Genomic DNA, 26,768 nt, shown 5'->3' with positions numbered 1-26,768 from the left:
GATATATCTAAACCAATTGTTGTAATCTTCATATTCGGACCCGCCCTTTGTTGATAAAGTGTACAAACTTATCATGGCTCACTATGAAGCCGATTAGAAGGGTGGGTCCATCTCATTATTCCGGCAACGCTGTTGAGCCGGAATCCAGGTGTTGGTTTTAAATATCCAAGATGAAAGTCAAAAGAAACACCTGGATCCCTGATACGAGCACTCAGGGATGACGTACGAGTGGAGCAGCCAGAACAGCCACTATTATATCGTTTGCTCATTCTTATTCAGTTGACGCCCACCACTCCGTCGTTTGCTCATTTGAATACGAAATGACGCCAGCTACGTCGTTCCGGCAATGCTGTTGAGCCGGAATCCAGGTATTAGCTTTTACGCACTTACACAAGCGGTAAAGTCAAAAGAAACACCTGGATCCCTGATACAAGATCTCAGGGATGACGAATAAAAAGATGACGGCTAAAGGCCAAAAGAAACACCACCTACTCCGTCGTTCCGGCAATGCTGTTGAGCCGGAATCCAGGTGTTAGCTTTTACGCACTTACACAAGGTCAAAAGCAACACCTGGATCCCTGATACGAGCGCTCAGGGATGACGTACGAGTGGGGCCAAGCTTACCTAGAACCTAGAAGGACGAAGTCCGCGCTTGGCGAGCTTGCGAGCTCCTAGAACCTTAAATCTAAGAAACACCTGGATCCCTGATACAAGCACTCAGGGATGACGGGCGAGTGGGGCCAAGCTTAACCTAGAACCTAGAGCGCTTGACGAGCTTGCGAGCTCCTGGAACCTTAAATCTAAGAAACACCTGGATCCCTGATACGAGCATTCCGGCAACGCTGTTGAGCCGGAATCCAGGTGTTGGTTTTAAATATCCAAGATGAAAGTCAAAAGAAACACCTGGATCCCTGATACGAGCACTCAGGGATGACGTACGAGTGGAGCAGCCAGAACAGCCACTATTATATCGTTTGCTCATTCTTATTCAGTTGACGCCCACCACTCCGTCGTTTGCTCATTTGAATACGAAATGACGCCAGCTACGTCGTTCCGGCAATGCTGTTGAGCCGGAATCCAGGTATTAGCTTTTACGCACTTACACAAGCGGTAAAGTCAAAAGAAACACCTGGATCCCTGATACAAGATCTCAGGGATGACGAATAAAAAGATGACGGCTAAAGGCCAAAAGAAACACCACCTACTCCGTCGTTCCGGCAATGCTGTTGAGCCGGAATCCAGGTGTTAGCTTTTACGCACTTACACAAGGTCAAAAGCAACACCTGGATCCCTGATACGAGCGCTCAGGGATGACGTACGAGTGGGGCCAAGCTTACCTAGAACCTAGAAGGACGAAGTCCGCGCTTGGCGAGCTTGCGAGCTCCTAGAACCTTAAATCTAAGAAACACCTGGATCCCTGATACAAGCACTCAGGGATGACGGGCGAGTGGGGCCAAGCTTAACCTAGAACCTAGAGCGCTTGACGAGCTTGCGAGCTCCTGGAACCTTAAATCTAAGAAACACCTGGATCCCTGATACGAGCACTCAGGGATGACGTACGGGTGGCGCCAAGCTTTACCTAGAAGGACGAAGTCCGCGCTTGGCGAGCTTGCGAGCTCCTAGAATCTTAAATCTAAGAAACACCTGGATCCCTGATACAAGCACTCAGGGATGACGGGCGGGTGGAGAAACACTGGATCCCCGATACAAGCACTAGAGGATGACATAAGCACTTATTTTAAATAAAAAAAACGGCGCAGATAACTGCGCCGTTTAATCAATTGAACCTCAACACGTTAATGGCTAACGAAAACCTTTAAGTAAGTTTGCCGCTTCTGCTTGTTGGCGATCGTTGCCGTCTATTTGGACTTCTTTCAACAATGCTTTGGCGCTGTCTTGATCTTCAATTTCGATATAAGCCCGGGCTAGGTCTAATTTTGCATTAACCGAGTTTTCTTCATCATCAACATCAATCATATCGGCATTACCAATTAACGAGTTAACTTCGCCCATATCAACATCAACGTCTTTGTATTGATCGGTTTTATCGTCGTCTTCGTCAGCATCGTTTAATAGTTTATCGATATCGATATAACCATTCTCGCGCTCAAAACTCATTAGGTCATCATCACTGACACTAAACTGAGGTGTTCTACTGCGCTCTTTTTCATCAAGTGCAGCCAATGCCTCATCAACCGTTAAATTATCGTCGCTCAGAATATATTCATCTTCTGAGGTGTAATCGTCACCGTCGTCATCGTTTAATGACTGTGAAAATGCAGCCAGTAAGTCATCATCACTCACATTCGGTTCAGCTTCTTGCTCATCCACAGCGGTTTCTGCCGCTTTAAGCAAGTCGCTTTCCCAATCGAGCATGGCAGGCTTTGGCTTATTGGCTTTTAAATCATTAAAAAAGCCAGAGTCTTTGTTTGCTTTTGCTGCGCCTTGAGTGTGTTCTTCTTTAAGCTGGTCACTGGCATTTTTTACATCATCGTTTGTGCTGAGTGCATCGATAGATACATCATCATCGCCCATTGTTGCGAGAGGCGCATTCAATTCATCTTCTGATGTGTCATCGTTTTCATCATCAGAGTTGTCTGAATCGTCATCGAGGGTAAACGTTAATCCGTCATCGTCATTGTTGCTTTCAAGGTCAGACCCAAGCTCAGTTTCAACATTACGTTCAATAGCATCGATGGTCTCTTCGCGACTGTCATCGTCGTCACTCTGCGCCAATAACGCATCAAGCTCTGCATCAAAAAACGCCTTGTCGCTATCGTCAACTAACGCGGCAGGCTTACTGTTGTCAGTGCCGTTGTCTGTGCTGTCATCGATTGTGTTTTCTGCTCTGTTTAAATCGAGATCATTTAAGTATTCATCAAGCTCATTAAACAAATCTTCGTCGTCAATATCGGCAGAGTCTTCGGCATCAAGTTGCACATCAGGGTCATTTACTGGCGTGGCATATTCATCTTCAATGTCTTGCTCAAAACTGGCGAGCAACGCATCAGTATCATCGTCAAGCGGCGGCGTGCTCTCTAATGAACGGTCTAACGCTTCATCAGTTTCTTCTCGTTCTGGCTCTTCTAACTCTAGCTCAGTCTCTTCTAGTTCAGCCTCTTCTAGTTCTAGATCTGGTTCTTCAAGCTCTGGTTCAGGTGCAACACCTTGAGCATTCTCAAGGCTGTTAGCATCAAAAACGGACTCTTCTTCACTAAGCGGCTCGAGCGGTGATGCCATTTCTGGCTCATTAAAGCTCGCTAACAAAGCGTCAATATCATCGTCGCTGCTGTTCATCAGGTTTGCGGCGGTGTTACTTTCATCATCTTCTAGTTCTGCGGCTAATTGCGCTGCAACGTCATCTTCGTCGCTGTCTGTATCATTGTCAGAATCGGTCTCAGTATCAGTATCAGTATCGGTCTCAGAATCGAGGCTCGTTAACTTATCGGTATGTTCAACAACCGGCTCATTTAAGCTGGCCAAAAGCGCATCAATGTCGTCATCAGTCTCAACGTCATTGCTGTGGTTATTTGAACCGTCTTCTGAATCATCTTCAAGCTCTGCTGCTATTTGCGCGGCTAAATCTTGCTCTTCAGACAAAGCAGAATCATCTGCTTCAGGGTTAATATCCGCAACAGTGGATTCAATAACAGGCTCATTTAAACTCGCCAATAATGCATCAATATCCTCGTCAGACTCAGCTTGTTGCGTGTCTTCATCACCCTGTTCATCTTGAAGCTCTGCGGCGATTAATGCAGCCAAATCATCGTCAGCATTAACAGTTTCGCTATTTAGCGGCGATATAGGGGCATCTTCATCGCTATCATTAGTTGCCGTAACGGCTAAACCGGCTAATAACGCATCAATGTCTTCATCGCTTGACGGCTGATCATCGTTATTTTCTAGCTCAAGCTCAGCTAATAATTCATCGGCATCCGATGTTAAAGTTTCATCGTTTTCAGCAATATCATCAACCGACGCTACCGCATCTAACGCTTCTGACTCAGTGCTGTCAGATTCTGTTTCTGCTGGTATATCAAATTCAGCGAGTAGAGAATCAATATCATCGTCGTTTGAGACGCTTTCTTCAGATTCGACGGCTTCAGGCTCAGCGATTTCTGACTTAGGCTCTGCTGGCATATCAAATTCAGCTAATAGCGAATCAATGTCATCGTCATTTGATACGCTTTCTTCAGGTTCGACGGTTTCAGGCTCAGTAATTTCAGACTTAGGCTCTGCAGGCATATCAAATTCAGCTAATAGCGAATCGATATCATCGTCGCTTGATACGCTTTCTTCAGGCTCAACTGTTTCAGACTTAGGCTCTGCTGGCATATCAAATTCAGCGAGTAGCGAATCAATGTCATCGTCATTTGATACACTTTCTTGAGCTTTTGCTTCAGGTTCGACGGTTTCAGGCTCAGTGATTTCAGACTTAGGCTCTGCTGGCATATCAAATTCAGCGAGTAGCGAATCAATATCATCGTCGTTTGATACCGTTTCTTGAGCTTCAGGTTCGACGATTTCAGGCTCAGCAATTTCAGGCTTAGGCTCTGCTGGCATATCAAATTCAGCCAACAACGAATCGATATCATCGTCGTTTGATATCGACTCTTGAGTTTCAGGTTCGACGGCTTCTGGCTCAGTAATTTCAGACTTAGGTTCTGCTGGCATATCAAATTCAGCCAACAGCGAATCGATATCATTTTCAGCGGAGGCATCAAGTAGATCATTATCTGTGCTGTCGCTATCAAAGTCGGCGAGTAAACTGTCTAAATCATCTTCCGGTGCAGGAGAGGTAATCGTTGCAGCAGGTGCTGCATCTAAGCCCGCTAATAAACTGTCGAGATCGTCATCATCTTCAAGAGGTTCAAGTTCAGAATCTTGATCTTCCATCGCCTCAGCCCAAAGATCATCAAGAGATGAGCCTTCGTCATCTTCTGCTTCATCATCTTCACCAATAAACATGTCTGATGCCATGTCCATTTCGCCATCATTGTCCAGTGACACTTCAGGTTGTAAATCAACGCTGTCTAAATCTAATAAATCATCAATTGATTCATCGTCATCTGAGTCGAGGTGAATAACCATCTCGTCAGCATTATCGTCTTCATCGACCACTGGAGCACTAGATTGCTTAGCAACGGTTTCGGTTTGTGGCGTGTCTTCTGCAGTAGCTTGTTTATTATTTTTACGGCGAGTCAATAACCAAAATAATAAGCCAAATAACAATAACAAAGGCACAGATGCAGCCACTATCAGCATTAATGTGTTGTCCATTAAGCTGCGCCAAAAGTCTGCTGGCTCTTCAACCACAGGTTCAACATTACCCACTTGCTGCAATAGCTTTTCGTATTCTATGGTGAGTTTGTCGTGTTTTTCGTTTAACAGTTGTAAATCTTCTTCAAGCGATGAAATATTTAACGACATCTGGCCGATTTTATTCTTCAGCACTTGATTGTCATTGTTACTGATCATCAAATCGTCTTGAGCGCGTGCAAGCTCATCGGTCAGCATTAGCGCTTTGGCATTGGCTTTATCAAGTACCGAATTTAGATCGTTTACTTCAGTGGCATTGGCTGGCTTTATTGCTTGAGTTGGTGCTTCAACGGTAGGTGTTTGTTGTACTATTTGCAGCGGTTTATCAGCATTAGGCTTTTTAACCACTTCAATAATTGCTGGCGGCTTGGTCACAACGGGTTTAGGTGTCACAACTCTAGGCGGTGGGGTTTGGCGAGTCACGCGGCGATCATCTTGCTCTGCACGGCGGCGAGCGACATTATCAGGAATGGCGGCCATAACATCGGCAGACGGGATTAATAAAATCATCCCACGTTCTAAGGTATTGTAATTATTACCACTAAAGGCATGTGGGTTGGCGTCAAACAATGCTGCCATGACCTGATAAACACTCACACGGTCATTAGGACGAACTTTTTGGGCAATACTCCAGAAAGTGTCTCTAGAGGTAGTAGGACCGTATTGACGTTTAGCTTGCTGTTTAACCTCGCCATTAGGGCCGGTTATTTTTAGTGTTTCTGCCTGAGCAGAATCAATAAGCTGTAAACTGGTTAAGCCAACGGTCGTACAGGCAATTAAACCCAAAATATAAGAAGTACGCAAAGTCATCCAATCCTTCCCTTTAAGCGCTATTGAGTTACCATCATGGCAACAGGCTGTAGGCAATTTTTATCATTAATTATGGTGTTTACTATATCAAATCACATCGGTTTGGCGCTAACTTTTGCACTTAAAAAAGCAGTATAGATGTTAAAAATGATACGTTTACGACTATAAACTAGATCCGCCACCCCTGCTACTACTGGCGCAAGTAAAACGAAAAAAGCCTGCTAGCTGCAGGCTTTTTAAACTAAATCACTTAATGATTAATAGATTAGCATTGAGCAACGCTCAATTAATAGTAATCTCTAATCAAAATTTCAGCGATTTGAACACTGTTTAATGCCGCACCCTTACGAATGTTATCGGCAGTAACCCATAAATTTATACCATGAGAATGAGAAATATCTTTACGGATACGCCCTACGTACACAGGATCATTGCCGGCAGCTTCAGTAACCGCTGTTGGGTACTCGTCATCGCTTTCAAATAATTCAACACCTGGAGCATCACGTAAAACTGCTTTAACATCTTCTGCATCAACAGGTTGGCGTGTTTCAATATGGATTGCTTCAGAGTGGCCATAAAAAACAGGTACGCGAACGGCTGTTGGATTAACCACGATTTCGTCGTCACCAAAAATCTTCTGCGTTTCCCACACCATTTTCATTTCTTCTTTGGTGTAGCCATTTTCCATAAACATATCGATTTGCGGTAATACGTTAAACGCAATTTGTTTTGGATAAACAGTCGGTTCAATAGGCAAACCTTGAAGTAACTTAGCGCATTGACCCGCTAATTCTTCAATGGCTTTTTTACCCGTGCCAGACACAGACTGATACGTTGCCACGTTAATACGTGAAATGCCAAACGCATCATAAATGGGTTTGAGTGCGACCAACATCTGAATCGTTGAACAATTTGGGTTAGCAATAATATTGCGATTACGGAAATCAGCAATGGCTTCTGGATTCACTTCTGGGATCACTAAAGGCACATCGATGTCGTAACGAAAATGTGAAGTGTTATCGATAACAACACAACCCGCTTCACCCGCAATTGGCGCCCATTTAGCAGACACATCGCCACCAGCTGAAAAGAAACCAATTTGAGCCTGGCTCCAATCAAACGTTTCTACGTCAAGAATTTCAACTTGTTTACCGTGAAAACTGACCGTTTCGCCAGCACTGCGACTGCTCGCTAATGGAAACAACTTAGCAACCGGAAAATTACGCTGCTCGAGGATCTCAATCATAGTTTGACCCACTGCGCCCGATGCACCTAAAACGACTACATTAAATTCCTGAGACATAATTAACGCTCGACTCCTATTATCCAGTTTGAACAATCAATCTACCCTAGTTTAGTGATGCTTTGCTAGGGTTAATGTATTAAAAAGACCTGCTTTGTAGTGATTTTTTCTCAACTGGGTAAATATCGTTACTTTTAAGCCTTAAATGGCTATTTACAGGCGTATTCACTCATAAAATTAGTCTTGGCTAAATCAATTAAAGCCTAACGCAGTCAGCATAGTTTGATTAATAGCGCCACGTTGCTCAGCTAATTGCATTTGAATTAATGAAATCGCACTGTATTCACGACGATAAGTATGTTGTTTACGCATTAAATCAAAGCCAGATGGGGTGTTAAAACAACCACGAAATTTTCGGTCATCGTCACGTAAGTCATACACCAAACGCGACAAAGACAATAACTGTGCTTCACTCAACGCTGTTTGAATGGCTATTTGGTTAAACTGAAAAGTCGGCAACAAACTGGTTAACGATTTAGTCGCTTCAATGCCCAGCACAGCGCATAGTTTTTGATACAACATAAAGGTGCCGCGCGCCTTTCCTTCTAAACTGTAGCCAGCAATGTGCGGTGTAGCAAATTCCGCTAACGCCACTAACTCAGGCATTGGATTTGGCTCATCTTCCCACACATCTAATACCAGTTTTACATCGTCGCGTTGTTGTTTAAACTTAATCAATGCACGATTATCAATGACTTCACCGCGACAACAGTTAAGTAACCAGGTATTGGGTTTTAATTGGTTTAAGCGTGCTTCATCAAATAAGTACCAGGTTTTATGCTCGCCGTCTTTAGTGATAGGTACATGAAGGCTAATGATGTCTGACTGGGAAATTAGCGTATCAAGCGAGACAAATTCTCGGCTATCGCCTTGCTCAGCTTTTACAGGATCGCAAAGCAACACTTTAAGTCCATACGCTTGCAAGCACTTAGCCGCCGCAGTACCGGTATTGCCCGCACCAACAATCCCCACAACTTTACCTTGTAAAGATTCACCAAAGCGTTGCGCAAGTTCTAACATGGCAATGAACGCGTACTCACCCACAGCAGTGGCATTACAGCCCGGTGCGTTGGTAAATGGAATACCGCGCTGAGCAAGATAATCTACCGCCACATGATCGGTACCAATCGTCGCACTACCGACAAACTTAAGCTTGTGAGCATTTGTGAGTAATGCCGCATTCACTTTAGTCACCGAGCGCACTAACAACACATCAGCATCACGAACTTGCTCAGGCGTTAATGTGCGGCCATTAACATATTCAATCTCACCTAAGTCGCCAAACAAGGCATCGACATAAGGCATGTTTTCATCAGCAATTATTTTCATCGGGTATCTTATTGTCAGCGAATTTAACGACTTCACATCGCATTTTTATGGCCAACATCTTATACCAAAGCCATAAATTGGACGAGAAAAAACGTCAGGCTTGAACGCTTCGCTTAAAGGCTAGAGGGATTAGGTATTAGGAACGAGGTTCTAGGAGCTCGCAAGCTCGCCAAGCGCGGACTTCGTCCTTCTAGGTTCTAGGTAAAGCTTGGCCTCACCCGCACGTCATCCCTGAGTATTGTATCAGGGATCCTGGTGTTGCTGTTGACCTTGTGTAGAAGCGTAAAAGCAACACCTGGATTCCGGCTAAACAGCATTGCCGGAACGACGTAGGAAAAACCAATGCTTTACCCTCTTAGCCCGTCATTTTTTCGCCCGCCATCCCTGAGTGCTTGTATCAGAGATCCAGGTGTTTCTTAGATTTAAGGTTCTAGGAGCTCGCAAGCTCGCCAAGTGCGGACGTCGTCCTTCTAGGTTCTAGGTAAAGCTTGGCCTCACCCGTTCGTCATCCCTGAGATCTCTTATCAGGGATCCAGGTGTTGCTGTTGACCTTGTGTAGAAGCGTAAAAGCAACACCTGGATTCCCGCTAAACAGCGTTGCCGGAACGACGTAGTAGTGGACATCATCTGAATACGAATGAGCAAATGACGTAGTAGTGGCCGCTATTTGAATGCACAACCCGCTCGTCATCCATGAGTGCTTGTATCAGGCAGGTGTTTCTGTTGACCTTGTGTAGAAGCGTAAAACCAACACCTGGATTCCGGCTTAAAATCGTTGCCGGAACGACGTCGTAGTAGACGTCGTAGTAGACGTCAACTGGAGACGAATGAGTAAATGACATAGTAGTGGATATTAAAGGAACGACGTAAACAAAAACAAAACCAAAACCAAAACCAAAAACAAAAAAGCCAGCGTTGTTTCCAATGCTGGCTTTCTTAAATGCTTAGCAGGCGAGGCTGCTAGTGCATATTATGCTTTGTACTTACGCATCACTAATGTTGCGTTAGTGCCACCAAAACCGAAGCTGTTGCTCATGATGGTGTTTAACTCTGCCTTACGCATTTCTTGTACCACTGGCATGCCGGCGGCTTTTTCATCAAGGTTATCGATGTTAATGCTTGGGGCAATAAAGCTGTCTTCCATCATGATCATGCTATAAATCGCTTCATGAACACCAGCTGCACCTAAGGCGTGACCGGTTAATGACTTGGTAGACGCAATAGCAGGCATGTTGTCGCCAAACACTTCACGTAATGCTTCAAGCTCACGCATGTCACCCACAGGCGTTGAGGTACCATGAGTGTTAATATAATCAATTGGCGCATCAACATCGGCAAGTGCCATTTGCATACAACGTACAGCACCTTCGCCAGACGGAGCAACCATGTCGTAACCATCAGATGTCGCACCGTAACCTATGATTTCTGCATAAATTTTCGCACCACGTGCAAGTGCATGCTCTAATTCTTCGACAACAACGATTCCGCCGCCACCCGAAATAACAAAACCATCACGGTCTGCATCATAGGTACGAGACGCTTTTTCTGGTGTGTCATTGTACTTAGTCGACAACGCACCCATTGCATCAAAGCCCATGGTTAACGTCCAATCAACTTCTTCAGCACCGCCAGCAAAAACCATATCTTGCTTACCCATTTGGATAAGTTCAACAGCGTGGCCAATACAATGTGCTGATGTTGCACAAGCTGAACTAATTGAATAGTTCACGCCTTTAATTTTGAATGGTGTAGCCAAACAAGCACTCGCAGTACTGGCCATAATACGTGGCACTATATACGGCCCAACACGTTTAACGCCTTTTTCACGTAACGTATCAGCTGCTTGAACCTGGTTTTTAGACGATGCACCACCCGTACCGGCAACTAAGCCAACACGGAAATTAGAATATTGTTCTTCAGTCAAATTAGCATCAGCAATCGCTTCTTGCATGGCAATATAAGCATAAGCAGCTGCATCGCCCATAAAGCGCAATGCTTTACGATCAATATGGTCAGCAGGGTTCATTTTAATATCACCCCAAACTGTGCTGCGTAGTTGCATTTCTTCAAACTGTGCAGAGTGGGTAATACCGCTACGACCTGCTTTAAGTGACTCGGTCACTTCTTGCTTGTTATTACCGATACTTGAAACAACACCCATTCCGGTGATCACGACTCTTTTCATTTTTTTGCTATCCATTTGGTACATGTCGGTACTTAATTGCGGCAATCATAGCTGCTTTGAAGCAATTAAGTGGTCAGCTTTCCATAAACGCAGGTAAAATAATGCCAAGTTATGTGGCCTGAGTAAAATATTTTGAGTAAAAGCACTTTTTTATCTGCATCTGACACCCAACAACCTCAGCATAAAAGCCCATTGTTGGGTAATAATAGCGACGCTGATAATCAATATTATCAATCTGTACAGCAGTATATCGATACAGTATTGCAAACCAGTGACGCTCAACACAGTGCAAATAAACACACTCATTTACTCACCCTCGGACAATTTGGCTTTGCCGATGGCCATGAAATCCTCTTGCTACAAGCTGCAATCGAGCATAAAAATCAGTACCAGCAAAACAATACCACAAATCGAGTGCATCTTATTGTATTTGCACAACAACCTATCAATCGTCAGCAGCTTGAACAAATATGGTCACAGCAAGGGTTACTCAGCCCAGGCAATCCATTAGCGGTTCATGCTCAGGCACTGCTAAATACACAACTTGCAGCGATTAATGGTTGCCAGCGTTTCACACTTAATCATACACGCCTTACTGTCGATGTATATTATGGCGACCCACTCAAGCAATTAAAAACCATTGCAACGCCAGAGTCACAAAAAATTCAGCATTGGTTTGCGCTACCCGATACGAGTCAAACTTACCTTAAGGATCACTATTTCAACTCAGCCGTTTTATGGCAATGTGGTCGCCTAAGTCATGATGATGCGAGTTTTTATGTTGCGGAAAATGTTGCGCCAAAAACGCCACTCACAGACACAGCGATACAAGCGATAAGCAAACAACTCAGCCAATGTGGATTTAATACTCGTTCAGCTCATGCGCAAATAGCACAAAACTCGATTGATGACATCGCCATTGCAGAGCGCCAGGCATTAAGCCACCAACTTAATCAACAATTTGCCTATAACCCAACACCCAAGCACTTTAACGACAACCACCCTATTGCCATCATCGGCGGTGGTATAGCCGCCGCCAGCCTTGCTTTGTCACTCGCACAGCGCGGTAAAAACAGTATTATTTACTGTAAAGACGACGAATTGGGTCAAGGCGCATCGGGAAATAAGCAAGGCGCGATTTACCCATTACTCACACCCGAGAATGGGCCATTAAGTCAGTTTTTCCAACAAGCGTTTTTATTCAGTCGCCGCCAAATTGAGTCGTTAGTGAGTGACGGATTTACTATTGGCCATCAATGGTGCGGTGTATTACACACAGGTTTTGATGAACGCAGTGAAGCCAGATTAACCAAAATCATCAACGGTCAAGACTGGCCAGCCGAAATCGCGTTCGCGGTCGATAGCAAACACGCGAGCAAGCTTGCCAATCTCGATATCGACAAATCAGGCTTTTATTATCCACTTGGCGGTTGGGCGTGCCCGTTTGAATTTGCACAAGCAGCAATCGCCAAAGCGCAAACATTAGCTAACGTAACGGTTGTCTATAATAGACATATAAAGAAGATTGCAACGGGCCCGCAAGGTTGGCAACTGTTTACCGATGACGCCGAATTACCCATCGCCACACATCAACAATTAGTCGTCGCTTCTGGTGCACAACTTACCGATTACCCACAAACCAAACAGCTTCAAATCAGCGGATTTAGAGGCCAGGTGAGCCATGTGCCCGCAAAAGGAGAATTGGCACAACTCTCTACCGTCATTTGTGCCAATGGATACTTAACCCCGCAACATCATCAATTACACTGTGTCGGCGCCAGTTATGTTAAAGACCCTAAACACTTAACATTTTGCCCACAAGAACAGCACGAAAATAGCTTGAAGATGAAGCAAAGCTTCCCCAATTCAAACTGGCCTAACGATATTGATGTTTCAAACAATAATGCCAGAGTCGGCGTAAGGATGGTCAGTCGCGACCACTTCCCAGTAATGGGATGCGCAACTGATGTTGAAGAGTTATTTAAACTATATGCTCTGCAGCAGCAATCAAAAGACAAACCAAGCCAATGGCAACGTTACTGGCAAACCACACCAGCACCTATTTATGACGGCTTATATGTTTTAGGCGGCCTAGGCTCACGCGGCCTAAGCTCAGGCCCACTGGTAGCAGAATGCCTCGCCGCAAATCTCTGCGGCGAACTGTCACCACTCAACCTGGAATTACAAGCATTGCTCAGCCCCAATAGAATGTGGCTGCGAAAATTGCTTAAAGGCAAAGCATTGATGTGAGTTTTAGGACAGAGATTCTAGGAACTCGCAAGCTCGCCTGAGAGCGGACTACGTCCTTCTAGTGACTAGATAACGGTATACAGAACGCTGCGCTTACGGTTTTTCGTACGTCGTTCCGGCAATGCTGTTCAGCCGAAACGCAGGTGTACAGTCCGTCATTCCGGCAATGCTGTTAAGCCGGAATCCAGGTGTTGGCTTTTAGTGTTTTAGGTCCTAGGCCCTAGGTTCTAGGAACTCGCAAACTCGCCAGAGAGCGGACTTCGTCCTTCTAGAATCTAAGAAACACCTGGGTCCTCAATAAAGGCTCTCGAGGATGACGGCATAGAGCAACATCAAACACCGTCAACGACTCCGTCATTTGCTTGTTCGTACTCAGATGACGCCCACTATTACGTCGTTCCGGCAATGCTTTTAAGCCGGAATCCAGGTGTTGGCTCTTACTCTGTTACGTAAGGTCACAAGCAACACCTGGATCCCTGATAACAGATCTCAGGGATGACGAGCGGGTTGAGGCCAAGCTACATCATTTACTCATTTGTATTCACGAGACGCCCACTAATCTGTAATTTCTCATTCGTACTCACATGACGCTCACTACCCCGTCGTTCCGGCAATGCTTTTTAGCCTGAATCCAGGTGTTGGCTTTTACTCTGTTACGTAAGGTCACAAGCAACACCTGGATCCCTGATACAAGCACTCAGGGATGACGTGCGGGTTGAGGCCAAGCTACATCATTTACTCATTCATATTCAAATGACGCCAACTAATCCGTAATTTCTCATTCGTATTCAGATGACGCTCACTACCCCGTCGTTCCGGCAATGCTTTTGAGCCGGAATCCAGGTGTTAGCTTTTACGCACTTACACAAAGTCAAAAGAAACACCTGGATCCCTGATAACAGATCTCAGGGATGACGCGCGGGTTGAGGCCAAGCTACATCATTTACTCATTCATATTCAGACGACGTTCACTACTCCGTAATTGCTCATTCGTATTAACATGACGTCCACTACCCCGTCGTTCCGGCAATGTTGTTGAGCCGGAACCCAGGTGTTAGATCTTACTCTGTGACATAAGGTCACAAGCAACACCTGGATCCCTGATAAAAGATCTCAGGGATGACGTGCTGATGAACCAGAACCTAGAACTCTCAGGCGAGATTACGAGCTCCTAGAACCTAGAACCTTAAATCTAAGAAACACCTGTTTCACTGATAACTGATCTCAAGGGTGACGGGCGGGTGAGGCCAAGCTACCTCATTTGCTCATTCATATTCAGTGCAGGTGGGACCAAATCTAGGGCCTCGAACCTAAGAAATATTGAGTAGGAATGACGATAAAGACAAAATCAAAGCTCGTGATTTCAAATTTATGAGCCTCTGACTGAGAAAAACAACAATAAATGTACAAAAAAACGGCTGTTGAGAACAGTTTTAACCATACTAAAATCACTAATAAGTATTACTATAATTCATACAAAAACCGCAAAGTATGATCATACTTTATTGAAAAAATATAGATTACGCCATACTTCACTCAACAATCGTGATGAGAAAAAAAATATACGAATAGGCTAATTATTTACAAAAAAGACAAACCTAAAACACTAAAGCATTGATTACAAGACGTTTACATCAATATCACTAAATCTAAATCACTTTTAACATAACTTAACCACATTATAAAAAAGCCTACGACTTCCTATCATTAATAATGCACTATCAAACCAAGCTATATTCACAACAATTTTAGGGGAAAATCCTTTATCAAACCAGCCAGCTTTAAAATTCATACCTGAAATCAACCTTTTTAATAAAAATTTTAAATTAATCTCTTCCCTGTCGAAAGTTATTCACAGTTAAAACTCAGTGATAAGTCACAAAAAAACAAAACTAAAATAACACTTGAGTCATGGAGGATAGAATGTGGCAATTTTTTAAGCTCAAATTGTCCTCAACATTTATATATATAACACTCGGCCTGATATTAAGCGTTCAAGCAAACGACTCGCTGACACTTTATTTAACTGGGGAAATAAAAGACAAATGTATTATAGAAGCCCTAGCAGCGACATCATTTGACTTTAGTCATGTAAAAACACATTCAGCAAATTTACAAGTCGATTGTAACCAAAAGATGTCTTTAGCAATTAGGTCAGACTCTGGTGGGTTAAAGTTAAAAGAGCATCGAGATAGTAGCATATTAGTCGATTACAGTATTGAAATAGCATTCCAATCACTCAACTTTGTAATTAACAAAAATGCATCAGAAATGATTACAGAGCAAAGATTCAATACAAGTAACAACATTCCTTTTAATACAGTAGGAACATTAACCTTAAGCTTAAAAGATACTTTTACATATTCAGGAGAATACAGAGATACATTACATATCGATGTATATCCAAATTTCGTGAATAACGAAAATTAAGAATTCTTGTTTTACAAGAAGAAAACCACCGTTAATTAATAACAATGAACCGGTGTCATTATGCAGTAATAATCTAGAATAAAATGGAGTTTTATCATGAAAAAATTTACTTTAGCAGCAATGTCTATCGCAACACTATTTGTTGGTTCAGCTAGCGCTGTGGATATCGACCTTAGCGGTAATGTCGCAACTGTTTGCTCTATAAGCTCTTCGACAACAGCAATCAATTCATTAGCAGGGGGCGCTAGTGGAAATATTAGCGGTATTAATCTTAGCTGTAATGACTTCGATGGTGCAACAGTTACAATGATCAGTAGCGAAGGTGGTTTACAAGGTATTGACTCAGAAGATTTAGTCATTCCGTATATAGCAACCTTAACCCCTGGAGGTCTGGCACCACTTGTGCTCGATTTATCAAACAATCACCAAAATGGTAATAACGATGCTAGAGTATCACAAGATTATTCAGGCACTGCTTTACTTAATGGCACAACAGCAACATTAAATGTAACAACAAGTACAGCAACACAGTCAGGTGCCTGGGCTGGTGGATATTATGACAAACTAACTATTCAAATTTCTGCACTATAATTTGAAATAAAATGCGAGGGCACTCTCCCCCTCGCATTTTATCTAAGGAAAATCGGACTTATGGATAAGTTAATGTTAAACATCATAATCAAAATAAGACAATTGGTTGCTTTAGGTATATTATTTTTAAGTTTTACAATTCAGGCTTACCAGGTTGAGCCAATGTCTGCAGAAATTGAGCCTACAGGAAAGAACTCACAATATGCATTGAGAGTTGAAAACACAGATTCATTTCCTCTTACCTTAGAGTTTTTACCAAAAAAGGTATCACAAGATAAATTTGGTAATAATACACTCACTCCTGCTGATGATGACTTATTAGTCATTCCCATGACCGCTGTTATACAACCAGGTAAAACGCAAACTATTATGGTTCGCTATTTAGGTGAGCCACAGCTTACCCAGTCTCAAATTTATTCGATTGAAGTCAATCAAGTATCAGTAGAGTTAGCAGACCAAAGTAATTCTGAAGTCTCACTCGCGTTTAACTTCAACACATTACTCAATGTTGTCCCCTTAAATGCTCAGGCTAAATTACAAACAACAACATTGCAAAAACAGGGTGATGAATGGACATTAGAAGTCATCAACAGTGGTAACCGATTTGCTAAAGTCACAGAAACAGAATGGCTCCTATCAGATGGGGTAAACTCGACTAGACTAAATCGTAAAAATATTAGTCAATTTGTTGATGGAAAACTAATCTTACCCAATGCATCCAGGGTATTTAAGATAAAACAAATTGAGGGACTGGATATGAGCAAAACCAAAGTAGAAATACAATGGAATAAAAGATAAATACGATTAATTTGGAAAGGTTATGGACAACATAAGCATTGAAGGCGGCATAAATAAAGTCAATACATTAGCTGCTTTTTCAGTTGCTAAATCAGTGACTATTATAGTCACGATAATAGTCACTTTTTGTGTTTTTTCCGTCAGCTTTATTGCATCTGCATTAGAAATATCACCGTTAACCGTTGAATTAAAAACAGACGCCAAACCGAGCTATCAACAGATATTAGTCAGAAACACATCGAACACTCGTGTCCCTGTAGAAATAAGTATTAATGAACTTATATTTAACCCCAAAAATAGTAAACCACTTTTTAGCTTAACGCCTATAGAAAATGATAGGGACTTATTGGTTTTTCCACCAGCATTGATGCTAGAGGCCGGAGAAGCCAAAGCAATCAGAGTGCAATGGAATGGTGATAAAAAAATTTCATTATCTAAAAGTTATTTTATTCGTTTCAGCCAGCCACACATTACGCAACCATTAGAATCGTTCTCTGATGAAAGCGGCGTTAAAATTTTTGTGCATTTTAATGCTGTGGTGCACGTCAGCTCTGTTGAATTAAAAGCAAACTTATCCATTTTACCCGACACACTAACAAAAAATCAGCAACAGAATACAATAAGCGTTGATGTTAAAAACAATGGCAATAGCTATCATTATTTAAAGCCAAATCAAATAGTAAAAATAAACGAGTCTAAGAATATTCTTTCTAAACTACCTGATTCAACATACAGCAGTATGAGCGACACCTTTCTCCCACCACACTCAATACGAAAAATCACTATACCAATGGGCAGTGATTGGCATGAGGGAGACTCATTCATTATTAACGCCGAGAAAAAGTAATGAAAGAAAAGCTGGTTTTCTTTTTTTTCATTATATCCATGGTTATCGGCAATACCGTGCAATGCGAAGAATTAATAAATCCCTATGGTAGAGATTTTACTATTATGAGTTTGTTAAGGCTCAACGATAGCATTATCGGTGATGTAGAAATAACAATCACTAAAGAACAGACAATTAAGATGTCAGCAGAACCCACGATAGAGTTGTTAAAAAACACGTTAAGTGATGATATTTTAGCCAGATTAACGGCACTAAAAAAAGACGGATTCATAAGTGACACTGATTTTGCTCAACTCGGTGTCACATTAACATTCGACATGGCGAGCCTAGAACTGGTACTCACACCAGATAAAAACAGCTTAAAAATGGGCACAATTGATTTTGATAGAGAAAAAAACAATCGAACTTATATAGAGCCAAATAAAGTTAATGGATACATGAATTTATCAGGGGCAGTATCAAGAAGTGAGAGCAATTCACCACAAAATGATATTTTTTATGATAAAAACTATACGTTAAATTCAGCACTTAATTATAACAATATTGTTTTCGAATATGAATCCATCTATAGCGACAATCAAAATCAAGCAAATTTTTATGCTCGCCAGGGTTCACGAGTTAACATCGATCTGCCAGAGCAAGGAACACGTATTACCTTAGGTGACTATTATTATAATGGCGCGACCTTTCAAGATGGTGGAGATATTTTAGGATTACAAATTAGCAGAGATTTCGCCGTTATCCCAACTAAAAATGTAAGGCCTACGGCTTCAAGACAATTTACATTACAGCGGTCTTCAACGGTAGATGTCATGGTTGATGGCGTTGTGGTCCAAAGACTCACACTAGGCGCTGGATCATATGATTTACAAGATATCCCTTTGTCTGACGGTCTAAGTGATCTTGAGCTAATTATTACCGATTCTAATGGACAAGAAGAACGAGTAAATTTTTCAATAGCCACAGGTATGGATTTACTAAAAGAAAATGAATTTGAGTATAATATTAATGGTGGATTTAAAAGTAATGTAACAGATAATGAGCCTGAATATGATTTTGATGAATATGTTGTCAACGCAAAATTTGAGTACGGCATAAATACTTCTTATACTCTAGGTGTTAACTTTCAGTTTAGTCAATCAAGTTATCAAGTTGGTTTACGAAACTTATTTGCCACTGGCATAGGGTTATTTGATGTTAAATCCAACTACAGTAATAGCAATATCCTAGGTAAAGGAACCGCTTTTAGTCTTGGCTACGACTTAATGGGATTAGTTGAAAAAAATAGCCCATTGGAATTCAATGTTTATTACGATTATTATTCTCGGTTTTTTATTGGCGCAAGAAATGACACACTCATTACTATGAATGAACCAATTAATGTCAATCAACATTTTATCTCTACACGATTAAGTTATAACTTTGATTCCAACTTCAGAGCATCACTAAGTACAAGTTATGTACATAGTTATGATTACGATAAGCGTTATTGGATCGTCAGTCCTTCTGTATCAGGCCAACTTTTCGACACCAAGGCTAATTGGAGTTTTAGATTAGGACATAAACAATTTTTGAATAATAAATCAGACTTATCAGGTCTATTCACGTTAAGTTGGCCACTTGGCTTAGACTCTAGAGTGATATCAAGTTACCAAAGCGATAAAAAAGCAATAAGCTCTGAATACAATTATAGAAAAAATATAGGCAACAGCGGGGGAATATCTATGTTTGCAGGCGCAAGCCATGCAGAAGATTCAGATATGGATATTGATGCTGGTATAGATTACGACGCCAATCGCTTTGTATTAAATGCTCAACATACAACTAGGTATACAGATTTTTCAAATGACACTAATAATCATTATAGTCAGATAAGGGCATCATCAGGTATTGCTTTTTCTGGTAATAGTTTTGCAATAGGAAGACCCATTAGAGAAAGCTTCGCTATTATTAAACAGCATGCCAGTATTAATGATAACTATGCTGAAATATCACCGACTATTTCTAGTGCCAGAGTTTATAGTGACAATCTTGGTCCAATGCTCATTCCAGATTTGGCAGCCTATAACGAACAAGTATTAAACTACGAAGTTGATAATCTTCCCATTGGCTATGATTTAGGTGCCGGCGTCTTCATGCTCTCACCAGGCTACGCCCAAGGTTACAATTTACAAATAGGTTCGAATGCGTCCATTACTGTAATAGGCACGCTGGTCGATAAACACTCTAAAGAGCCTATCTCATTAATTTCTGGTAAAGCGGTGCTCAATGATGCGAAGCAATTTGAACCTCTGCTATTCTTTACTAATCGCACGGGTAGATTCGCCATATCAGGAATAAAACCAGGCACTTATACAATTGAATTAAATACTGAAACAGTAAGAAAATTTACGATAACCGTCCAGGATGATAGCGATACATTATTACGCTTAGGGGCTATATATGTTGAATAAAAAACTAAATAAATGCGTTTTACTGGGTGTTGGTGCAATGATGTTGTCATTTTTAACCTCTACGGTGTACTCATGCGAAGCAAAACTGCAATCAATCAATCTCATCAATAGTAATGCTAGAGCCTATGACGTCTTCTCCACTGAGGCTTTTGCATTGACGCAGCAATATGAGGTTAAGACCACGTTTAGTCTCGAATCGAATCCACAAGAATGTGCATTCTATGTGGCGGTATCGACATTTGACACAACACGTCAAATGGTTTCATTACATAACCAGGCATTGGTCTTTGAACCATACCCACAATCTACCATTAGCGGGGTACAACATAACAATTGGTATGGACAAGTTACGCCTAATAAGGACACTTTTAGATTTCAGTTACGTTTCCCTGGCAAGCAATTTGCTCCTCAAGGCCAATATGATGCTTTACTCGAAGCAAAATTATTACCTAGTTTATCAGCGACCAATGTCATAGATGAAATAACACAAGCTGTCTCAAGCAATATAGACAGTGCCGTAAAAATCAGTTTTTATGGTCTTGCAGACAATAATTATCATCTTGATCTAGGAGAATTAACAACGGGTAAAGTCGTTGATCTATCGCCCAACTTACTCGTTAAAAGCACCTCGGGCTACTCATTGTCATTCGACTCGGTCAACAAAGGACACTTGCGTCATAACAATCAATCGCCCCAATGGGATATTGCATATCAGTTAACGCTTAACAGCAATGAAATCGATCTAAACAATCATTCAACACAATATTACTCAGGTCATTCAACGGGGATAAATGGCGATAGAATGCCATTAAAAATAGTCGTGGGAAATACAGAGAAGAAACCTGGAGGGAAGTATACCGATGAGGTGCACATTTACATTACCCCCAATGGGATAAGTAATGAGTGATGAGGATGGATAATACTAGGTTATAGAGGCGCCAATGACCGGTTAAAGATTTTCTTTAATCCAGGTCATCGCTTGTAGCCTATTTTTAACATTGATTTTTTTAAATATCTTATACAGATGAGACTTAATAGTATGCTCACTAACAAAAAGCGCATCTGCTATTTCGATGTTGGATTTGCAAGTAGGTAACAAGGCTAATACATCATGCTCTCTTGATGTGAGTAACATCTTAGAATCATCAGTAGGTTTAACATCGGCTCGGTAATGTTGTAACAACTCAGCCATCAGCGTTCTTGGGAGCCAATATTCACCTTTAAGCACTTTTTTCATCCCCAAGATGAACTCATCTAAAGACGTTTCGGCTGCAAAAATCCCAACACAATTAGGCCAAAGTAAAATATTGTCCTTGTCATGGATATCATCTACATTGAGTAGAATTATAGATGTATCGCCTGGCAAAGAGTGTAATATTCTTTGCCAGTCTTCAACCTCAGTAACGCTAACGCTTGAAATATCCAATATTATTAAGTAGTTATCAGTATTATTGAGGTTCTGCAATACCGAGCCATTGCTAATGATTACACGCTGGCTTAACGTTTGTTCTATATAACTACTAAATATACGATTCTGTATATTATTTTTTCCTAGTAATACTAAAGTATCCATAACCATAATCGATGTCTCATTTTTTATTATTATGAGTAATTCATTTAATCAAATACAGAACATTTCTCAAACTAAATCATGGTGCATCAGAATAAGAGCGCAATAAAATAAGTTTCAATAAAGCATAAATCTAACTTAATCCATATTGCAGCATGTGTTCAAAAATTAGCACACCACACCAACAATGTTGTTTCCTGAAACAAAAGCCTTTAAAACGAATTCAGGAAAGAACATTAATAACAGGTTTAAAGCTATTCAACAATACCAACTAGCACTTCAACACAGAAACGCCCTACTTCATTTTTCAAGCAATCACTACGTCGTTCCGGCAAAGCCGTTAAGCCAGAATCCAGGTGTTGCTTTAAGGCTTTTAAGCAAGGTCAACAGAAACACCTGGATCCCTGATACAAGATCTCAGGGATGACGGGCAGATAGAGCAAAACGACATCATTTACACATTCATATTCAGACGACGCCCACTACGTCGTCGTTCCGTCAATGCTTTTGAGCCGGAATCCAGGTGTTGGCTCTTACTCACTTACACAAGCGGAAAGCTCAACAGAAACACCTGGATCCCTGATAAAAACACTCAAGGATGACGAAATGACTAGCAACACCTGGATCCCTGATAACAGATCTCAGGGATGACGGGCAGATAGAGCAAAACGACATCATTTACACATTCATATTCAGACGACGCCCACTACTACGTCGTTCCGGCAATGCTGTTTAGCCGGAATCCAGGTGTTGATTTTTAAGCTTTTACACTTTCACACATGGTCACAAGCAACACCTGGCTCCCTGATACAAGCACTCAGGGATGACGTGCGGGTCGAGCGAAACGACATCATTTACTCATTCGTATTCACGTGACGCCCACTAATCCGTAATTTCTCATTAGTATTCAGATGACACTCACTACTACGTCGTTCCGGCAACGCTGTTGAGCCGGAATCCAGGTGTTGGTTTTTACGCACTTACACAAGGTCAAAAGCAACACCTGGATCCCTGATACGAGCACTCAGGGATGACGAGCGGGTGGAGCGACAACTTTGCCTAGAACCTAGAAGGACGAAGTCCGCTCTCAGGCGAGCTTGCGAGCTCCTAGAACCTTAAATCTAAGCAACACCTAGATCCCAGATACAAGCACTCAGGGATGACGTGCAGGTGGAGCAAAGCTTATCACTCAATGAATTACAGACTTGGTTATCTGTATTCTTCTAATAAGCCTGCTAACTCTTTCTTAAAATCACTGCCTAACTTGGGATCGCGCAAACCGTATTCAACAAAGGCTTTCATGTAACCCAACTTGTCACCACAGTCGTGTGACTTACCGGTCATGTTAAATGCTTCTACCGTGTCTGACTCAATTAGCATATCAATAGCGTCTGTGAGTTGAATTTCATCACCAGCACCAGGAAGTGTACGCGCTAATAAGTCCCAAATTTTTGAAGATAGTACATAACGGCCTACAACGGCTAAATTCGAAGGCGCTTTACCAGTCTCAGGTTTCTCAACCATATTAAAAATCTTAGTAGAGTCACCAGGGTTAATCGTTTCACCACCACAGTCAGCAATACCATACTTGTGAACCTGATCATCTGGCACTGGCGCAACCATAATTTGACTTGCTTGAGACTCGCGAAAACGAATTAGCATTGATGCTAGGTTTTCAGTGCGCTGATCAGCAGAGTATGAATCTAAAATCACATCAGGTAATACCACTGCAAATGGGTTATCACCGATACAAGGTTTGGCACATAAAATCGCATGGCCTAGCCCTTTAGCTTCACCCTGGCGCACATGCATAATCGTGACATTTTTAGGACAAATGGCTTGTACTTCATGTAATAACTGACGCTTAACACGCTTCTCTAGCGTTGATTCAAGCTCATAAGATTTATCAAAGTGGTTTTCAATCGCGTTTTTACTGGCATGGGTCACCAAAACAATCTCTTTAATCCCAGCACTCACACACTCGTCAACAATGTATTGAATGAGTGGTTTATCGACCAAAGGCAGCATCTCTTTCGGGATAGCCTTAGTTGCAGGCAACATACGAGTGCCCAAACCGGCAACGGGTATAACAACTTTCATAAATATCCTTATTTAGCGTGAGCTAATATCAAAAATAAAAAGGTAAAAGGTAAAAAATATAAGTGACAAGAACCACCCTGTACTACGTCGTTCCGGCAATGCTCTTGAGCCGGAATCTAGGTGTTAGCTTTTTATGCTGTTAAACAAGGTCAAAGAAACACCTGGATCCCTGATACAAGCACTCAGGGATGACGTACTGATGAACCAGAACCTAGAAGGACGAAGTCCGCGCTGGGCGAGCTTGCGAGCTCCTAGAACCTAGAACCTTAAATCTAAGAAACACCTGGATCCCCGATTAAAGCACTCGAGGATGACGAGCAAATTAGATAAAGAAACACCTGGATCCCTGATACAAGCACCCAGGGATGACGAGTAAATGAGATAAAGAAACAATAGTGGATCGACAACTTTGCCTAGAACCTAGAAGGACGAAGTCCGCTCTCATGCGAGCTTGCGAGCTCCTAGAACCTTAAATCGAAGAAACACCTGGATCCCCGATTAAATACTCGAGGATGACGAGCAAATGAGATAAAGAAACACCTGGATCCCTGATAACAGATCTCAGGGATGACGTGCGGGTGGAGCGACAGCTTTACCTAGAACCTAGAAGGACGAAGTCCGCTCTCAGGCGAGCTTGCGAGCTCCTAGAACCTTAAATCGAAACACCTGGATCCTGATAACAGATCTCAGGGATGAAGTGCGGGTGGAACTAAACCTATTGCCGATTATCTTGCGATTTTGTGGTTGTCTGATGGTAAATAACGAACTAACCAGCATAAGGTTAAAATAGTTAAAAATAACATGGTGTTGGCAGGTGATTGCAAGTTAAAGTCAACCGTGCAGTGGATCAGCATGTGCACTATGGCCATCGCACAGCCAAAGGCGATGCCTTTATAGAGTTTGTTATTACGTAAATACATGGTTCGGCACGCTAACCATAAACAGTACAATACCCACAAACCTAATAATCCAGTCACCACCAACCCGTATTCAACGGCAAACTGAATATAATCATTATGGGCATGGTCATAAAAACCAGAATAAAACTGAGGCTGATACTGTGGGAATACCGTATAGAAACTGCCACCACCGGTACCTGTAAACAAATGATCCTGAATAATAGGAATGCTATCAATGACCACTTCATCGCGGGTTTCAGATGCAAATGAGGTATCGTCTAAACGTTGTTTCAACTTATCAACACCGAAAATTGAGCCCACTATCAACAGGTCCAAAATAAAAATACTCACCACTAAAGGCTTAAATAATGTCGGTGGACGACGATAAATAAACATCGACAATAACGACACAGCACCGAGTGCAGTAAAGAAACCAGCATTACCCATTCGCGAACGGCTTAAAATTAGGCCGATAACCATAATAACAATGGCTAAACGCAAAATGAGTTTCCGACTAAATAAGGTTGATAACAGATCAACCAATCGTTGCCTTAAATCATACTCATATTTTGTGGTTTTTAATTCTGATAACAGCCAACCAAAAGCAATACTCAAACAAAGCGCTAAATAATTAGCAAAGTGGTTTTGGTAAACGAATGACCCTTTTGCTCTGTCGCCATCGTGATAGCCAAAAATAGGTGATGATTCTAACTGTAGTAAATTCAAAAGCGTGCCGTAAAATGCTTGCAAACAACCTGACAGAATAATAGCGATTAACAACCATCGTAAAGCTTGTGGATGCTGGCAATACTGGCTTAATAGGAAAATAAACAAGATAAAGCAAAAGGTTTTTAACAGTTGTTGTGCAGTTTGGTAAGCATCTACTGTATCGATACTGGGGAACCAATTTAACAACTGTAAACACAGATAAACTAATAATAAGCCTGGAGCAATGAGTAAATGCTTTTGCCATCGATAATGTAACAACAGGCTATTATGTTTAAAACAATATGCTACATGCGCAATCGCTAAGCTGACAATAGCAAACTCTAATATCGCTAATGCCCAAATACGATTGCTGCCCAATGGTATTGGCATCCATATCACCAATGCACAGATAATCAATATCATGGTTTTATCAAATAAGCGCATATTTATGGTTTGAGAGTGTTGGGCGTTCATTACCGGCACATATCCTTATTAACCCACTGCTCATCAACGGCATTTAAGGTTGGAGTTGAATATTTCAAATAAGTGCAAATCACCGAAGTTAATTGGTACTGCGTTGCAAGTTGCTTTAAGTCATTGCGCATGCGCCAATTTGCCACAACAGATTTTCGGGCAACAGCAAATACCAGCTGTTTCTGCTCAACAGACAAATATCCCCATGAAGAGAATCCTATTGCCAACCCTTGATGCAACACTTCTGGGGTATAAGGGCCATATACTAATGCTTGCTCTAAATACAGCCAGGCTTGATCTACATCATGCTGAATAAAAGCTAGATTATAAGCGTAATCGCTGTAGGCATTTGGCCAATGTTGACGCTGTTCAATTGCATCCAAATACAAACGATTAAAAGCAGGGATATTTGTTTGAGCTAAATCAGCAAAAGCGCCCCACTCCATTACTTTCGCTAACGTTAATAAATAATGTGGGTTTTGACTGTCAATGCTATAAGCATAATCTGCAGCTAATAAAGCATTGGAATATTGTAATTTTGTGGGCGCTGCGTTTTGCTGCCATTGGTCAATATAAAATCGAGATTTGAAATGATAAGCATTAGCTAGGCCTTTTTGCAGTAATATAGGTAATAAACCTACTAACACTATTATGATCAGTAAATACCCTGCACGTCTCATTGACCAAATCACTTTACTCATC

General features: G+C 41.7%; 15 protein-coding genes. 7 read left to right on the top strand and 8 right to left on the bottom strand.

Features of this window, described 5'->3' with window-relative positions; translation table 11 throughout:
* Positions 1 to 1,803: 1,803 nt before the first annotated feature.
* From AC19MV_RS21590 to fabB, 4 genes are all read right to left on the bottom strand, one after another.
* The gene (locus tag AC19MV_RS21590; RefSeq protein WP_498309906.1) at positions 1,804 to 6,129 is read right to left on the bottom strand and encodes a FimV/HubP family polar landmark protein; all 4,326 of its coding nucleotides are present in this window, start codon (positions 6,127 to 6,129) and stop codon (positions 1,804 to 1,806) included.
* 286 nt (positions 6,130 to 6,415) lie between these two features.
* Positions 6,416 to 7,432, bottom strand: a complete 1,017-nt coding sequence (locus tag AC19MV_RS21585) for an aspartate-semialdehyde dehydrogenase (protein WP_432401259.1) — start codon at positions 7,430 to 7,432, stop codon at positions 6,416 to 6,418.
* Positions 7,433 to 7,624: 192 nt separating this feature from the next.
* On the bottom strand, positions 7,625 to 8,761 hold the full coding sequence (gene pdxB, locus AC19MV_RS21580) for a 4-phosphoerythronate dehydrogenase PdxB (RefSeq protein WP_498309905.1): 1,137 nt from the start codon (positions 8,759 to 8,761) through the stop codon (positions 7,625 to 7,627).
* 970 nt (positions 8,762 to 9,731) lie between these two features.
* Entirely contained in the window at positions 9,732 to 10,946 is a 1,215-nt protein-coding gene (fabB, locus tag AC19MV_RS21575) for a beta-ketoacyl-ACP synthase I (RefSeq protein WP_498309907.1), read from the bottom strand.
* Between the two features lie 132 nt (positions 10,947 to 11,078).
* Between fabB and mnmC1 the strand changes: the two genes are divergently transcribed.
* The 7 genes from mnmC1 to AC19MV_RS21540 all read left to right on the top strand — a co-directional run bounded on the left by mnmC1 (position 11,079) and on the right by AC19MV_RS21540 (position 21,222).
* On the top strand, positions 11,079 to 13,196 hold the full coding sequence (gene mnmC1, locus AC19MV_RS21570) for an FAD-dependent 5-carboxymethylaminomethyl-2-thiouridine(34) oxidoreductase MnmC1 (RefSeq protein WP_498309904.1): 2,118 nt from the start codon (positions 11,079 to 11,081) through the stop codon (positions 13,194 to 13,196).
* Positions 13,197 to 15,119: 1,923 nt separating this feature from the next.
* The gene (locus AC19MV_RS21565; RefSeq protein WP_498309903.1) at positions 15,120 to 15,626 is read left to right on the top strand and encodes a hypothetical protein; all 507 of its coding nucleotides are present in this window, start codon (positions 15,120 to 15,122) and stop codon (positions 15,624 to 15,626) included.
* A gap of 96 nt (positions 15,627 to 15,722) precedes the next feature.
* A complete protein-coding gene (locus tag AC19MV_RS21560) occupies positions 15,723 to 16,217 on the top strand; it encodes a hypothetical protein (protein WP_498309902.1) in 495 nt (164 codons plus the stop codon).
* Between the two features lie 60 nt (positions 16,218 to 16,277).
* Positions 16,278 to 17,015, top strand: coding sequence for a fimbrial biogenesis chaperone (locus AC19MV_RS21555; protein WP_498309901.1), 738 nt, complete (start codon positions 16,278 to 16,280; stop codon positions 17,013 to 17,015).
* A 22-nt stretch (positions 17,016 to 17,037) separates the two neighbouring features.
* Entirely contained in the window at positions 17,038 to 17,862 is an 825-nt protein-coding gene (locus tag AC19MV_RS21550; RefSeq protein WP_498309900.1) for a fimbrial biogenesis chaperone, read from the top strand.
* A complete protein-coding gene (locus AC19MV_RS21545; RefSeq protein WP_498309899.1) occupies positions 17,862 to 20,315 on the top strand; it encodes a fimbria/pilus outer membrane usher protein in 2,454 nt (817 codons plus the stop codon). The genes AC19MV_RS21550 and AC19MV_RS21545 overlap by 1 nt, the downstream gene beginning before the upstream one ends.
* Positions 20,305 to 21,222 carry a hypothetical protein gene (locus tag AC19MV_RS21540; RefSeq protein ID WP_498309898.1) on the top strand — a complete coding sequence of 306 codons (918 nt, stop codon included), beginning with the start codon at positions 20,305 to 20,307 and terminating at the stop codon, positions 21,220 to 21,222. Before AC19MV_RS21545 ends, AC19MV_RS21540 begins: the two co-directional genes overlap by 11 nt.
* A gap of 42 nt (positions 21,223 to 21,264) precedes the next feature.
* Here the strand turns inward: AC19MV_RS21540 and AC19MV_RS21535 are convergent, their stop codons facing one another.
* From AC19MV_RS21535 to AC19MV_RS21520, 4 genes are all read right to left on the bottom strand, one after another.
* The gene (locus AC19MV_RS21535) at positions 21,265 to 21,888 is read right to left on the bottom strand and encodes a LuxR C-terminal-related transcriptional regulator (RefSeq protein WP_498309897.1); all 624 of its coding nucleotides are present in this window, start codon (positions 21,886 to 21,888) and stop codon (positions 21,265 to 21,267) included.
* A gap of 1,206 nt (positions 21,889 to 23,094) precedes the next feature.
* Entirely contained in the window at positions 23,095 to 23,985 is an 891-nt protein-coding gene (gene galU, locus AC19MV_RS21530; RefSeq protein WP_498309896.1) for a UTP--glucose-1-phosphate uridylyltransferase GalU, read from the bottom strand.
* A 725-nt stretch (positions 23,986 to 24,710) separates the two neighbouring features.
* The gene (locus tag AC19MV_RS21525) at positions 24,711 to 26,066 is read right to left on the bottom strand and encodes an O-antigen ligase family protein (protein ID WP_498309895.1); all 1,356 of its coding nucleotides are present in this window, start codon (positions 26,064 to 26,066) and stop codon (positions 24,711 to 24,713) included.
* Positions 26,066 to 26,767, bottom strand: a complete 702-nt coding sequence (locus AC19MV_RS21520) for a hypothetical protein (protein ID WP_498309894.1) — start codon at positions 26,765 to 26,767, stop codon at positions 26,066 to 26,068. The genes AC19MV_RS21525 and AC19MV_RS21520 overlap by 1 nt, the downstream gene beginning before the upstream one ends.
* Position 26,768: the final 1 nt, after the last annotated feature.

The organism is Shewanella sp. MF05913 (assembly GCF_059758095.1).
Note: the sequence above shows the minus strand (reverse complement) of the source record. Positions and strands in the feature narration are given on the sequence as shown.